Here is a 12517-nt window from a genome sequence, read left to right on the forward strand (position 1 = left end):
CTAGGGCGGTCAAAGGCCCGCACCATAGCCAGCGGCGGTGACCGGGCCATGACAGCGCGGCACGGGATAATGCAGCCCGTGATCCCGATACAGCCGCCCTCACCGTCTGCCGGCTTGCTGCGCCGCAGCGCCCGCCACACCGTTCTCGGACTCGTCTGCCTGGCCGGCCTGGCTGGCTGCGGCGGCCTGGGCACGGGGCTCGGCAAGTCGACACGGCCGGCCCAGGTCTATCAGAAGGAGCGCTTCCAGTCGGACGAGACCTTCTCGCGCCTGTTCGATGCCGATGTCGACACCACCTGCGAGGCCGCTCGCCGCGCGCTCTTGAGCCAGGGCTATGTGATCAGCAATGCGCAATCCGGCCTGATCAACGGCGCCAAGCGCTTCCAGCCCGAAGGCGAGGTGCATGTGGAGATCGGCTTCACGGTGGTCTGCGTGCCCGACGGCAAGACCGGCAGCCAGCTGTCCACCGCCTATGTCTCGGCCCAGCAGGACCGCTACACGCTGAAGAAAAGTCCCAACTCCACCAGCATCGGCGTCAGCGCGATCGGCTCGATCTCGGTGCCGCTGTCCTCGACCCAGGACTCGCTGGTCAAGGTGGCCTCCGAGACGATTCCCGCCGGCGAGTTCTATGACCGCTTCTTCGCGCTGATGCAGCGCCTGGTCAAGGAGCAGGCAGCGGACCGCTGACGCGCGGCTCGGCCGCGCTGCGGCCCAGCCGCTGCTTGGCCAGCTGAAAGGCCGCAATCATCGCCAGGCCGGCGGCCACCGCGGCCCCCCAGAGGGCGGGCGGCAGTGCCGCAAAGCCGAAGGCCCGGCTCAGCGGCGGCAGCGTCGTGATCAGGGTCAGCGCCAGCAGGGTGCCGCCCAGCACCCAGGCAGCGGCCGGGGTCAGGCCTTGCCAGAGGTGGCGCCAGCCGCTGCGGGCCGAGCGGCTGGGCAGTATCAGCGCGGCATTGGCCGTCACCAGCGCGATGAAGGCCGCCGTGTTGGCCGAGCCCTGCGCCAGACCCAGGCTCAGTACCCAGATATAGAGGCCCACACTCAGCGCCGTCACCAGGCCGCCCTGCAGCAGGCTCAGCAGCACATGGCGGCGCGCGAGCAGGGCGGCGCCGCTGCGGCGCGGCGGCTGCGTCATCAGATCGGCGGCGCCGGGCTCGGCCTCGAACACCAGCGAGCAGGTCGGCGCGATCACCAGCTCCAGGAAGGCGATGTGCAGCGGCGCCAGCAGCAGGGGCAGCCCGAACAGCGCCGGCAGCAGCGCCAGGCCGACGATGAGCACATGGACGGCCAGCGTGTAGACCATGGCCTGGCGCAGATTGGCGAAGGTGCGGCGGCCGTCGGCGATGGCGCCGACGATGGAGGCGAAGTCGTCCTGCAGCAGCACCAGGGACGCCGCCTCGCGGGCCACATCGGTGCCGCGCTGGCCCATCGCGATGCCGATATGGGCGGCCTTCAGCGCCGGCGCGTCGTTGACGCCGTCGCCGGTCATCGCCACCACCTCGCCCTGCGCTTTCAGTGCTTCGACCAGGGCCAGCTTCTGCTGCGGCTTGACGCGCGCATAGACGCTGACCTCGCGCAGCGTGGCTGCCAGCGCGACGGCGTCCAGGCCCTGCATCTCGTCACCGCTCAGCACCCGGGCGCTGGCGATGCCGGCCTGCTCGGCGATGGCCCGGGCGGTGCGCGGATGGTCGCCGGTGATCATCACGACGCGGATGCCCGCCTGCTGGCATTGCGCCACCGCCGCTGGCACTTCAGGCCGCAAGGGATCGGCCAGGCCGACCAGGCCCAGCCACTCGAAATCGAAGTCCTGCTGCAGCGCCGGCCACGCCGTGTCGCGCGCATGCCGGCCGCGCGCCACGGCCAGCACCCGCAAGCCGCGATCGGCCAGGCGCGCCGCCTGGGCTGCCAGCTGCTCCCGCCGGGCCTCGCTCAGATGGCACAGCGCCATCACCGCCTCAGGCGCCCCCTTGCTGGCCACCACATCGTGCGGGGCCGCCGGCGCCGCGCTGCGCCACAGATGGCTCATCGCCAGCAGCTCGGGCGAGAGCTCGTACTCGCGCGCCAGCGTCCATTGCGGATGCAAGAAGTGCTCGGTAGAGCCAAGCTGCTGGCCGGCCAACCGGTGGAAGGCCAGCTCCATCGGGTCGTGCGGCGCGATCTCGCTGGCCAGCACCGCATACTCCAGCAGCGCGTGAAAGGGCTCGGGCAGTGCACCGTCCGGCAGCGCGGAGACGTCCAGCTCGGCGTCGCCGGCCACCAGCGTGGCCACGGCCATGCGGTTGTGTGTCAAGGTGCCGGTCTTGTCCACGCACAGCACCGTGGTCTGGCCCAGGGTCTCGATGGCGTTGAGGCGGCGCGTCAGCACCTGCTGCACCGCCAGCCGGCGCGCCGCCAGCGCCAGGAACACGATCATGATGACCGGCAGCTCCTGCGGCAACACCCCCATCGCCAAGGTGATGCCGGCCAGCAGGGCTTGCAGCGCATCACCGCGCAGCGCCCACAGCAGGCCCACCAGCAGCAGGCACAGGGCCATGCCGATCCAGAGCAGGCGGCGCGTCAGCCGGCTCATCTCGTCGCGCAGCGGCGAACCCTGCAGGCCGATCTGCTGCAGCGACTGGCCGATGCGGCCCAGCTCGGTTTGCCGGCCCACGGCCGTCACCCGCACCAGGCCCTGGCCGCCGACCACCAGAGTGCCGGCGAACACCGCATCGCCGTCTGAGCGCTTGGCCACCGGCTCCGATTCGCCGCTGAGCATCGATTCATCGGTGGCCAGCTCATGGGCTTCGAGCACTTGTCCATCGGCCGGCACTCGGTCACCCTCGGCCAGCATCAGCACATCCTCGCGCACCACCTCGCGGCCCGCGATGCGCTGCGCCACACCGTCGCGCAGCACCCGCGCGCGCGGGCTGGACAGGTCGCGCAGTGCCGTCAGTGCCTGATCGCTGCGGCGTTCCTGCAGCACCGTCAGGGCCATGATGATGATGACGAAGCCCAGCAGTATCAACGCCTCCTGCGCGTCGCCCATCGCCAGATAGATTGCGCCGGCTCCCAGCAGCAGCAGGAACATCGGTTCGGTCACCACGTCCCAGGCCATATCGCGCAGCCCGCGGCGCTGGCTGACACCCAGCTCGTTGGGGCCTTCGTCCAGCAGGCGGCGCGCGGCGGTGGTGGCATCCAGGCCGCTGGCGGCTTGTGCTTCACTCATGGCGCGGCCTCATCGCAGTGCCGCTACGGCGCCGGCCGCCCCGGCCCCTGCGTGCCGGCGGCGCGCGCCGACAGATAGGCATAGAGGTCGGCGATATGCACATTGACGCTGGGCTCGCCCTGCCAGGCCGGCATCGTCAGCGCGCCCTGCTGGCGCTGCAGGATGGCCTCCAGCGCGGCCTCGCGGGCCACGTCAGCGGCCGGCAGCGCCGGGAGGTTCCAGTCATAACGCGTCAGTACCAGGCTGACGAAGCGATGCGGCCCGATCTCACGCACACGCTGCAGCAGATCGGGTGCGCCCTTGCCGCCGGTGGCGGCGCTGCCGTGGCAGGCGGCGCACTTGTCCTGGAAGATGCGCCAACCGGTGTAGACCGAGCCCGAAGGCCCGGCCAGCTGGGCCCGCTCACGCGCCACCATCTCGGTGTTCTGCAGCTCCACGGCGCAGCCGGCCACCAGCAGCGGCAGAGCCAGTATCAGCAACCTCGTCAGCTTGGCCATGATGCGCATCTCCGCTTCGGACTGGGATGCGGCCATTGTGGGTGGCGGGCCAGGCCCGGCGCTTGTTCTACATCAAGCCGGATGCGCGGCCCGGTAGGCGGCACGCGCCGCCTGGTGCGCGATCACGCGCTCGTCGGCGCCGGGAATGCCGCGCAGCTGGTCGCGCAGCGCCCGCTTGACCTTGTCGCGCAGGATATGCAGACGGGCACGATGCTTGTGGGCGGCGATGGCATTGGACATGGGAAGACCTTTACGACTGTGTCAAAGCACCAGTCTGCACCCCGGCAGAGGAGGGGTCTGTGCGCTGCCACACATCGACGCTGCGGCGAGCAGCGAAAATAGCGCCTTCTTGAACCCCCTGACACCCACCCAGCCATGAGCGAAGACCAGCAACCCTCCACCCCCGCGGCCATGCCCGACCGCCTCTCGATCGACCCGCGCAGCCCCTTCCACGACGCCGCCGTGTTCGAGCGCGACGTCGGCATCCGCCTGAACGGCAAGGAACGCTTCGACGTGTCCGAGTACTGCATCAGCGAGGGCTGGATCAAGGTGCCCGTGGGCCGCAAGGTCGACCGCAAGGGCCAGCCGTTGCTGATCAAGCTCACCGGCACCGTCGAGGCCTTCTACAAATAAGCGCCGCAATCAAAACCCTTCTGGCGTCGTTGGCCCGGCTTGCCGTACTGCCCGTACTGTCTGCGCCGGTCCGCCTAGCCAGAACCGCTTCGCTGGCTTTTGCTAGCGGCTCCAAGGCCGGGCCAGGCGCTCAGCGCGCCGACAGCAGCCCCGGCACATGCAGCAGGATGAACTCGTTGTCATCGTTGCGGCCCAGCCGGCGGCCCGAGGAGTAGGGCAGGTTGTTGTCGTTGGCGACCACGATGTGCTCGGCGTCGACCACGTCGACATCCTCGATCGTCACAAAGGGGAAGCTGAAGCGGCCGTCCTTGCCGCCGACCCGGGCCAGGCCCTTGGGGTCCTGGATGTCCAGCAGATCGACATAGCCGATCTTGCGCACGAAGCCATCGGCATCCTTCAGGCTGATCTTGTAGACGCGCTTGAAGCGGGCCGGCACATTCTGGCAGTCGGGTCGGGGTACGCCCTCGCAGGCGGTGTCGGCCAGGCCTTCGCCGTTGTCGCGCTCGATGATGAGGCCGGTGTCGGCATCGATCATATTGAAGTCGCCGATATTGTTGCCATTGGCCTCCAGCGCGTATTTCCATGAGCGGCCGGTCCATTCGCCCTTGGCGACATCGAACTCCAGCACACGCAGATACTCGCGGCCGTCCTTGTGCTCCCACTGCTTGGCGGCCTCGTTCCACAGCGGGCCTTCCAGCAGCGGGTAGAGGAACTGGCCGTCCTTGGACGCGGCCATGCCCTCGTAGCCGCGCGAGCGCCGCACCGGGGTCGTGAAGGCGCCGGGCGTGGCCGGCGTGGTGACGGCGAAATGGTCGGGCGAGCGCACCGGCTTGCCGTCCACCAGGGTCTCATACACCGCCAGCACCCGGCCCTTGCGGTCGGTCTTCAGCAGATAGGGGCCCAGCTCGTCGCCGAACCAGACATGCTCGCCGATGAACTGCATCGATTCGATGTCGAGGTCGGCACCGGTCAGGTAGCGCTGCGGCGTGGCCTCGTTGACGATCAGGAATGGCAGCTTCTTGTCCGGGTCGTGCAGGAACACGGTCTGCTGGCGCTGCACGGCGCCGCTTTTCCAGTCGAGCCTGAGCTGGTGGAACATCAGCATCGCATCGGCCGAGTTGGCCTTGCTGCCATAGCCGTTGTCGGACAGCACCCAGTAGCTGCCATCCGCCATCGCCTTGATGCCCGAGAAGCCCTGCACCGGCTGGCCGCGGAAGGGCAGGCTGATGCCGGTGGGCTTGGGCACACCCTTGGCCGACAGATAGGAACTGCCGGCGATCACCTCCAGCCGGTCCTCGCGGCGGCCATCGGGGGCGGTGTACTTGCCCGAGGTGCGCAGACTGGCGGGCGCGTTCTTGGGCGCGCTGACGAAGCTCAGCGCCGGCAGCACACTGTGGCCGGCCAGGGTGGCGGGGAAGGCTTGCTGGGCCTGGGCCGCAAACGCGCTGAGCAGGGCAAGCAGGAGCGGAATGGTGCGCATGGTGGCAATGTCGGGTGAGCGGAGAAGCGCGCGATGCTAGGCCGCGCAGATGAAAAGCCTGTGACCGGGCCCGGCCCCGTTGATCCCGCTACAGTTCCCGCCCAAAGGAGCTTGTGATGAGCGAGGGAGATGAGCAGCAAACAGCGGCGGCAGTGCCCGGCTCGCTGGGTCTGTGGTGGCGGCAGGGGCTGCGCAGCGCGCTGTTCCGGCGCCCGGACTGGCGCGGGCTGCGGGCGACACCGACCCGGACTGCCCTGCTGCTGCTGAGCCTGCTCGCGGTCCAGCTGCTGGCGGAACGGCTCTATATCGCCGGCCCGGCCAGTTTCTACTGGCCCGCGCTGTGGGAGGGCTGGATAGGCACCCTGGTGCTGGCCTGGGCCTGCTGGTGGCTGAGGCCGCGCAGCGAGGAGGGTAGCAGCGCTGCGCTGTTCAGTCTGCTGATCGCTCTGGCCCTGCCCATCACCCTCGTTGCCAGTCTGGTGCTGGTGCCGGCCGTGCGCCTGGACTGGCACCAGCAACTGGGGCCCTGGGGCTGGTGGGGGCTGTGGGGCGCCGCGACGCTGTGGCTGGTCGCTGCCCAGTGGCTGCTGCTGTGGCGCAGCGACACGACGGCGTGGCGGCGCTGGCCGGCGGGCCTGCTGGTCGCGGCGGCGGCGGCCCTGCCGGTCTGGGTTCAGCCCTCCGCGCACTGGTATGCCGAAGCCACCGAGGATGGGCAACCCGCAAGGCTGCGCCTGACCCAGGAACTGCTGGAGCTGCAGCCGGCCCTGCTGGAGCGCCGGCTGCAGGCGCTGCAGGCCGGCCGCAGCGGCGAGGTGGAGCTGTACTCGATCACCTTCGCCCCTTATGCGCCGGAAGACGTGTTCCGCAACGAGAGTGCGCTGGTCGATGGGCTGATGCAAGATCGCTTCGGCGCCCAGGGCCGCAGCCTGCAGCTGGTCAACCATGCCGGCACGGCGCTCGAACACCCCTGGGCCACGGCGCTGAACCTGCAACGCGCGATCCGGCAGATGGCCGCACTGATGAATCGCGACGAAGACATCCTGTTCATCCACCTGACCTCACATGGCGCGCAGGACGGCAAGCTGGCGGCCTCGCTCGATCCGTTGGCGCTGGACGAGGTGACGCCCCAAATGCTCAAGACCTGGTTGGACGAGGCCGGCATCCGCTGGCGCGTGCTCTCGGTCTCGGCCTGCTACTCGGGCAGCTGGATCGCGCCGCTGGCCGGGCCGGGCAGCCTGGTGATGAGCGCGGCCGACGCCGAACACACCTCCTACGGCTGCGGCAAGGGCTCGGAGCTGACCTTTTTCGGCCGCGCCATGTATGCCGAGCAGCTGCGCCTGCACACCCTGTCCTTCGAGGCCGCGCACGCGGCGGCACGACCCATCATCGACGCCCGCGAGCAGGAGGCCGGCAAGACCGACGGCTACTCCAACCCGCAGATCAGCGTCGGCGAGGGCGCGCGCCGGCAGCTGGCTTTGCTGGTAGAGCGCTTGGGGCGGCGCGGGGACTGATCATTCCCATTCACCCTCGCCGGCCGGAAAGCGCCGGGTCAGTATTTCTTCGTCGGTGAGGACGCGGCCCATCCACACAATGGCCTCGGCAGCCCCGGCGCCCAAGGCCAGTTCCCGGAACGCCCGGCGTTCGACCTGGGTGAAGCCGCCGGCGGGCTGGCCCAGCGGATGGAGCACGATGCGCGGCGCGATGCTCAGCCAAGCCTGGCCACGGATGCGGTGCACGTAGTAGCGGAGCAGCTGCTCGGCGAGCGTGAAATCGGACACCAGGCTGCGTGGGTGGGCAAACGGGTTGCGCAGCTGCGCCGCCTGCGCGGCGCAGGCCAGGCGCGCCTGCGGCCCGACCGCCAGAATCGTCGGCTTTGGTGCGGCGGTGATTGCCATCTCAGGCACCTCGGCGATCAGCTCGCCGGTTTTCAGGTTCTTCAGCGTGATGCGCTCGGGCGAGATCTGGATGTAGAGGACAGGCTTGAGGGTGGAAAAAAACATGGGCAGGCTCAACGGGGTTTGGCATGCGCCTCGAAGTGCAGCAGGTCGAACCAGGCCTCGCCGAGCTGGAAGCAGCGCCGGGCATGACCGAACTGCACAAAGCCATTGGCCGTCAGCACCTGGATCGAGGCCGGATTCTCGACACGCGATGTCGCTTCCAGCCGCCACAGCGCCAGCTCGACAAAGGCCTGCTGCATGGCCAGACGCACCGCCGCCTTGGCCAGGCCTCGGCCCTGGTGCTGCTCGCCGACCCGGTAGCCCAGCGAGGCGCTGTGGAAGTGCGCGCGCCGCACCTGGCTCAGATTGACCCGGGCGGCCAGCACCCCGTCCTCACGCAGCAGGAACTGGTAGCCCCGGTCCTGCTCGGCATCACAGCGCGCCGCTTCGATGGCCTGGGCCACACCGTCGAGCGAGTAGTAGTCCTTGGGCCGGGCATTGATCCATGCCTCGAAGAAGGCGCGGTTGCGCTGCTCGAATTCGTGCAGCTCGTCGAGGTCGGCGAGGGAAACGGGGGAGAGCGCGAGGGCAGGCATGTCCCGCATCACTCGAACACCGGGCGGAAGAAGGTGCGCTCGTAGCTGAGAAAGCAGCGCGTCTGCTCGGCGTACTGGAAAGCGGCCTGGCACTCGGGGTCGTCGAAGGACTGGATCCGGTACTGCTCGTAGGCCGCCAGCGAGGGGAAGGAGAACGAGGCCAGCGCGATATTGCTGGCTCCTTCCGAGGGCAGCAGATAGCCATGGTGGATGCCGCCGAACTTGCGCACCAGCGGAATCCAGAGCTTGCCGTAATGCTCGAACTCCTTGAGCTTGGCCGGGTCGAGCACATAGCGGAGATGGCAGGTGATCATATGAAGGGCTCCTTGCTTGGCCCCGATGGTAAGGGCGGGCCTGACCGGCGCGAACATAAACTGGGCGCTTTCGCCACGCCCCATGCCCAGCCCGAACGCTCTTGTGCAAGCCCATCGTCTGGCCTACACCCCTCCCGGCCAGGCCGCCCCGCTGTTCACCGATCTGAGCTTCGCGCTCACGCCCGGCCTGAGCCTGATATGCGGCGGCGACGGGCGCGGCAAGACCAGCCTGCTGCGCCTGATCGCCGGCGAGCTGGCGCCCAGCGCCGGGCAAATCCTGCGCAGCGCCGACACGGCCAACTGCAGCTTCGAGCAGCCGGCCGATCTGGCGCACGACCCGGTGATCGCCCGCGCCTGGCTGGCCGAGCGGCGCGCGGGACGCTTCGCAGCAAGCTGGCTGCCGGGGCTGGAGGCCGCGCTGATCGAGGCGCTGGACCTGGCATCGCATCTGGACAAGCCGATGTTCATGCTGTCCACCGGCAGCCGGCGCAAGCTGGGCCTGCTGGCGGCCGCGGCCAGCGGCGCCGCGCTGACCTTGCTGGACACACCCTATGCCGCGCTGGACGCGCGCTCCGGCCGCGTGCTCAGCGAGCTGCTGGCCGAGGCGGCCGACGGCGCGCAGCGCGCCTGGGTGATCGCGGACTATGCGCTGCCGGCCGGCCTGGACGGCGTGGCGCTGGCGGCGCTGATCGAGCTCGGCGACTGAGCATCATCCGGCTGCGCCGCCAGCGCCGAGGCCAGCGCGGCCAGCACCCGCGTCTCGTCGGCCCCGCCGGGCCGTGCGCCGACACCGGCCCACTCCGGGTGGCCGCGCGCCGGACGCAGCGCACGCAGCAGCGCCGCCACGGCTTCGGGCTCGATGCTCATGCCGGCTTGCTCGCGCATCACCTCCAGCGCCGCATGGCCGCGCCGCTCCAGGCCCTGCAGCAGGGTCAGGTGTTGCGCGGCGATCTGCAGCAGGGCCGCGTCCTCCAGGCTCAGCTCCAGCACACCGCGCAGCTTGTTGCCCAGGCGCCGACCGACCTGGCCCAGGCCCTGGCTGGCCAGACCGCCAATGGTCGCGCCGAGTGTGGCGGCGGCGCCCAGCGAGAGCCCGGCCAGCGCCACATCGGCCACCACGCCGATGGCGCCGCCCACTGCCGCACCGGTGCCGAACTGGCGGCCGGCCTGCTTCAGCAGCTCGGGGTTGAACAGATCGGCTTCCCAGCGCCCGGCCAGCTGGGGCAGCTCGGCAGCCTCGGCCGTGTCGGGGCCAAAACCATGCAGGGCCAGCAGCTGCAAGCGGCTCTGCCGCAGCCGCGCGTTGATGGTCTGGCGAAAAGCGCGCACAAAGGCGGCGCGCGCATGGTTGTCGTCCAGCTGCTGGCCGGGCGCGGCCTCGCGATAGGCCGCCAGGCCCAGCAGCGAGGCGGCAATCAGGCGCAGGCTGGCGCTGCGGCGGGCAGCGCGCTCGCGCTCCAGAAACGCCACCACGCCCGCCAGCTGGGCGCGGCGCTCGGGTAGCAGGGCGCCGAGATCGCCATAGAGATGGGCCTCGGCGCCGACAAAGGGCGCCACCACATCGAAGCGCAGCAGCGCATGCAGGCCATGGGCCGCCAGCAGCGCGCGCCAGCCCGCCTCCTGCGCAGCCGGCTCGCGGACGAAGTTCAGCACCGGCATCAGCGGGCGGCCGCCGAGCATCAGGATCTCGAGCTCGGCGGCGAACTTGGGCAGGGCCGGGTCTTCGCGGGCATCGATCACCAGCAGGCCGGCATCGACCTGCAGCAGCGCGCGCAAGACCTTGGCTTCCTGCTCGAAGGGTCCTTTGGCCGCCTCGCCCTGCAAAAAGGCCTGCAGGCGTTGCGCTCGCGGCAGCGCGGCGTCCAGGCCATGCAGATGATCCAGCAGCGCGACCGCGTCCTCCAGCCCCGGCGTGTCGACAAAGCACAGCGCTGGCTCGCCGTCGTCCAGGTCCAGCGTGATGGCCTCGACATGGCGGGTCGTGCCCGGCCGGTCGGACACCGCGCCGAAATCGGCACGCCGCGTCAGGGTGCGCAGCAGCGAGGTCTTGCCGGCATTGGTGTGGCCGACCACCGCGATGTTCAGCGCCGGGAATTCAGCGGCCATGGTCCACCCCCTCCAGCCAGGCGCGCGCCGGCGCCGGTGCGTCGAACACCGCCTGCAAGGGCAGGGCGCAGTCCGCCACCCAGCTGCGCCAGCGCGCGGCGCCCGCCTCGCCGCTGAGCAGCAGGGCCCCGGTACCGACCCGCTGCAAGGCCTCGCGGACAAATCGCTCGGTGCCGCGGTCGGGGCTGGATGGGCCATGGCAGACCAGCAGCAGGCGCTGCGGGGCCAGGTCTTGCAGCTGGGCCAGCAGGCGGCGTTTTTCATCGGCCGCACCGGCGATGCGCAGGGCCAGCGGCGGCGCCGGCAGCCCAGCCGGCGGCCAGGGCAGGGACAGCGGCAGCTCGTAGCCGAGCAGGGCCACGCCCTGCATCACGCGCCCGCCCTCGGGCGGCGCGGGCGGCGGCGGCGCGCGGTGGTGCTCGGCGTCGAGCAGAGCGCTGGCGTCCAGCGCGGCAAAGCGCTGCATCAGCTGGCGCAGCTGCGGATCTTCGCTGTCCAGGCCCAGCCCGGCGAGCAGGCGGCGCGTGCGCCAGGCGCTCAGCAGCAGCGCGATCAGCCGCAGGCCCAGGCCATAGACCAGGGTGCAGCCCAGCAGCCACAGGGCCCAGCCCCGGTTGTCATCGGCACTGCCGCCCAGCTCCGGCGTGGCAAAGCCCAGCAGCCCCGGCAGCCAGCCGCTGATGCGGGCAAAGCCGGCGAAGAAGCCGGCATCCAGAATCGTCGTTTCCCACGTCAGGCGGTAGGCCAGAAAGGAAAACGCGAACACCAGGCCGGCCAGCGTCAGCAGCAGGGCCAGCGACCAGATCGCATGGTTGACGGCACCCAGCGCCCAGGCGCTCAGCCCCCTCTTGCGGCTCAGCACATCGAGTCCGGCCTCCAGCACCAGGGCCTGGGCGGGCGTACCGCCCGGCAGCCGGGCAGTGGCCCAGGCCAGCCAGCGCGCCAGGCCACCGCCCTCACCCCCATGACCGCCGACCGTCAGCATCAGCAGCCACAGCACCAGGCTCAGCAGATGCGGCCCCAGCACCGCCAGCAGCGCAGCCACAGCGTTGATCTGGCGCTGGCCACCGACCACCGCCTGCAGCAGGCCAAAGCCCAGCAGACCGATCAGCATGGCCGCCACCAGCGCCAGCCAGGGCAGGCGGCCGCGCCACTGCGCCAGCGCCACATCCAGCCCCTGCTCGCGCGCCAGCCAGGCGGCCCGGGCCAGCAGGCGCTGCGGCATCGCGCGCTGCTGCGCATGAGCCTCGCGCATCGCCTGCGCGTCGTCCAGCGGCCCCTGCTGTGCCTCCAGGCGCTGCACGGCGCGCAATAGGATCAACTGGCTCAGGGAGGCGGTGGACGGGGACGACATGCGGCGCAGTTTATGAGCTGCGGCCGCTCGGGACCTGTCAGGACTGAGGGTCGAACTGAAAGACGCGCAGCTCCTGCTGGCAGCGGCAGGCCTTGGCGATGCGCGCGGCCCAGGCAATGGCCGCCTCGCGCGAGGGCAGTTCGAGCACGGTGAAGCCGCCGTTGAGCGCCGGTGCCCAGGGATAGCCGCCCTCGGCCGCCGTGCCGTCGGCCGAGACCAGTACGGGCGGCACGGCCTCATTGATGCCGCCGCCGAAGACATAGACGCCGGCGGCTTTTGCCTCGTCGATCACTGCATGCGCGTCGCGGCCGACGGCCTCCCACTCACCATCGGGCACGACCATCGCGGCGCTGGGGAAGGAGATCAGGTATTTGGCCATGGGGTTGCTTGCG

The 12517-nt window shown here is 70.4% G+C and carries 14 protein-coding genes; 4 read left to right on the top strand and 10 right to left on the bottom strand.

Going from position 1 to position 12517, the window contains the following annotated elements:
- The first annotated feature begins 78 nt into the window (after window positions 1-78).
- Entirely contained in the window at window positions 79-687 is a 609-nt protein-coding gene (locus O5M90_RS16210) for a DUF2242 domain-containing protein (RefSeq protein WP_269839560.1), read from the top strand.
- On the opposite strand, the gene O5M90_RS16215 is transcribed toward O5M90_RS16210, so the two are convergent.
- From O5M90_RS16215 to O5M90_RS16225, 3 genes are read right to left on the bottom strand one after another with little or no spacing between them, the layout of a single operon-like run.
- Window positions 662-3205: a cation-translocating P-type ATPase gene (locus O5M90_RS16215; protein WP_440402175.1), complete on the bottom strand. Its 2544-nt coding sequence runs from the start codon at window positions 3203-3205 to the stop codon at window positions 662-664. The genes O5M90_RS16210 and O5M90_RS16215 overlap by 26 nt on opposite strands.
- Before the next feature lie 23 nt (window positions 3206-3228).
- Window positions 3229-3738, bottom strand: coding sequence for a c-type cytochrome (locus O5M90_RS16220; RefSeq protein ID WP_269839562.1), 510 nt, complete (start codon window positions 3736-3738; stop codon window positions 3229-3231).
- A gap of 36 nt (window positions 3739-3774) precedes the next feature.
- Window positions 3775-3942 carry a hypothetical protein gene (locus tag O5M90_RS16225; protein ID WP_171018410.1) on the bottom strand — a complete coding sequence of 56 codons (168 nt, stop codon included), beginning with the start codon at window positions 3940-3942 and terminating at the stop codon, window positions 3775-3777.
- Window positions 3943-4077: 135 nt separating this feature from the next.
- On the opposite strand from O5M90_RS16225, the gene O5M90_RS16230 reads away from it, so the two are divergent.
- Window positions 4078-4335 carry a DUF3297 family protein gene (locus O5M90_RS16230; protein ID WP_137944865.1) on the top strand — a complete coding sequence of 86 codons (258 nt, stop codon included), beginning with the start codon at window positions 4078-4080 and terminating at the stop codon, window positions 4333-4335.
- A gap of 130 nt (window positions 4336-4465) precedes the next feature.
- On the opposite strand, the gene O5M90_RS16235 is transcribed toward O5M90_RS16230, so the two are convergent.
- On the bottom strand, window positions 4466-5815 hold the full coding sequence (locus O5M90_RS16235; RefSeq protein ID WP_269839563.1) for an esterase-like activity of phytase family protein: 1350 nt from the start codon (window positions 5813-5815) through the stop codon (window positions 4466-4468).
- 116 nt (window positions 5816-5931) lie between these two features.
- On the opposite strand from O5M90_RS16235, the gene O5M90_RS16240 reads away from it, so the two are divergent.
- On the top strand, window positions 5932-7329 hold the full coding sequence (locus O5M90_RS16240) for a C13 family peptidase (RefSeq protein ID WP_269839564.1): 1398 nt from the start codon (window positions 5932-5934) through the stop codon (window positions 7327-7329).
- On the opposite strand, the gene O5M90_RS16245 is transcribed toward O5M90_RS16240, so the two are convergent.
- From O5M90_RS16245 to O5M90_RS16255, 3 genes are read right to left on the bottom strand one after another with little or no spacing between them, the layout of a single operon-like run.
- Entirely contained in the window at window positions 7330-7830 is a 501-nt protein-coding gene (locus O5M90_RS16245) for a rod shape-determining protein (protein WP_269839565.1), read from the bottom strand.
- Entirely contained in the window at window positions 7827-8351 is a 525-nt protein-coding gene (locus O5M90_RS16250) for a GNAT family N-acetyltransferase (protein ID WP_269839566.1), read from the bottom strand. The genes O5M90_RS16245 and O5M90_RS16250 overlap by 4 nt, the downstream gene beginning before the upstream one ends.
- A gap of 8 nt (window positions 8352-8359) precedes the next feature.
- Window positions 8360-8665 (bottom strand): NIPSNAP family protein, encoded by a 306-nt coding sequence (locus O5M90_RS16255; protein WP_269839567.1) that lies wholly within the window; start codon window positions 8663-8665, stop codon window positions 8360-8362.
- A gap of 82 nt (window positions 8666-8747) precedes the next feature.
- Here O5M90_RS16255 and O5M90_RS16260 point away from each other — a divergent pair, with 82 nt between their 5' ends.
- Window positions 8748-9371, top strand: a complete 624-nt coding sequence (locus O5M90_RS16260) for an ABC transporter ATP-binding protein (protein WP_269839568.1) — start codon at window positions 8748-8750, stop codon at window positions 9369-9371.
- Here the strand turns inward: O5M90_RS16260 and O5M90_RS16265 are convergent.
- Genes O5M90_RS16265 through O5M90_RS16275 form a run of 3 tightly spaced genes read right to left on the bottom strand, consistent with a single transcriptional unit; the run spans window position 9308 to window position 12504 of the window.
- On the bottom strand, window positions 9308-10771 hold the full coding sequence (locus tag O5M90_RS16265; protein WP_440402178.1) for a GTPase/DUF3482 domain-containing protein: 1464 nt from the start codon (window positions 10769-10771) through the stop codon (window positions 9308-9310). The two genes, O5M90_RS16260 and O5M90_RS16265, sit on opposite strands and share 64 nt — an antisense overlap.
- A complete protein-coding gene (locus O5M90_RS16270; RefSeq protein WP_440402179.1) occupies window positions 10761-12125 on the bottom strand; it encodes a DUF2868 domain-containing protein in 1365 nt (454 codons plus the stop codon). Before O5M90_RS16270 ends, O5M90_RS16265 begins: the two co-directional genes overlap by 11 nt.
- A gap of 37 nt (window positions 12126-12162) precedes the next feature.
- Complete coding sequence (locus O5M90_RS16275; RefSeq protein WP_269839570.1) at window positions 12163-12504, bottom strand: transcription initiation protein; 342 nt, start codon at window positions 12502-12504, stop codon at window positions 12163-12165.
- Between the last annotated feature and the right edge of the window lie 13 nt (window positions 12505-12517).

It is taken from the genome of Paucibacter sp. M5-1 (assembly GCF_027498415.2).
Classification (GTDB): domain Bacteria; phylum Pseudomonadota; class Gammaproteobacteria; order Burkholderiales; family Burkholderiaceae_C; genus Roseateles_E.

Coding starts and splice junctions, on each gene's coding strand:
- O5M90_RS16225 (WP_171018410.1), bottom strand. CDS start 3,942: ATGTCCAATGCCATCGCCGCCCACAAGCATCGTGCCCGTCTGCATATC.
- O5M90_RS16230 (WP_137944865.1), top strand. CDS start 4,078: ATGAGCGAAGACCAGCAACCCTCCACCCCCGCGGCCATGCCCGACCGC.
- O5M90_RS16250 (WP_269839566.1), bottom strand. CDS start 8,351: ATGCCTGCCCTCGCGCTCTCCCCCGTTTCCCTCGCCGACCTCGACGAG.
- O5M90_RS16275 (WP_269839570.1), bottom strand. CDS start 12,504: ATGGCCAAATACCTGATCTCCTTCCCCAGCGCCGCGATGGTCGTGCCC.
- O5M90_RS16265 (WP_440402178.1), bottom strand. CDS start 10,771: ATGGCCGCTGAATTCCCGGCGCTGAACATCGCGGTGGTCGGCCACACC.
- O5M90_RS16270 (WP_440402179.1), bottom strand. CDS start 12,125: ATGTCGTCCCCGTCCACCGCCTCCCTGAGCCAGTTGATCCTATTGCGC.
- O5M90_RS16255 (WP_269839567.1), bottom strand. CDS start 8,665: ATGATCACCTGCCATCTCCGCTATGTGCTCGACCCGGCCAAGCTCAAG.
- O5M90_RS16235 (WP_269839563.1), bottom strand. CDS start 5,815: ATGCGCACCATTCCGCTCCTGCTTGCCCTGCTCAGCGCGTTTGCGGCC.
- O5M90_RS16240 (WP_269839564.1), top strand. CDS start 5,932: ATGAGCGAGGGAGATGAGCAGCAAACAGCGGCGGCAGTGCCCGGCTCG.
- O5M90_RS16220 (WP_269839562.1), bottom strand. CDS start 3,738: ATGGCCGCATCCCAGTCCGAAGCGGAGATGCGCATCATGGCCAAGCTG.
- O5M90_RS16215 (WP_440402175.1), bottom strand. CDS start 3,205: ATGAGTGAAGCACAAGCCGCCAGCGGCCTGGATGCCACCACCGCCGCG.
- O5M90_RS16260 (WP_269839568.1), top strand. CDS start 8,748: ATGCCCAGCCCGAACGCTCTTGTGCAAGCCCATCGTCTGGCCTACACC.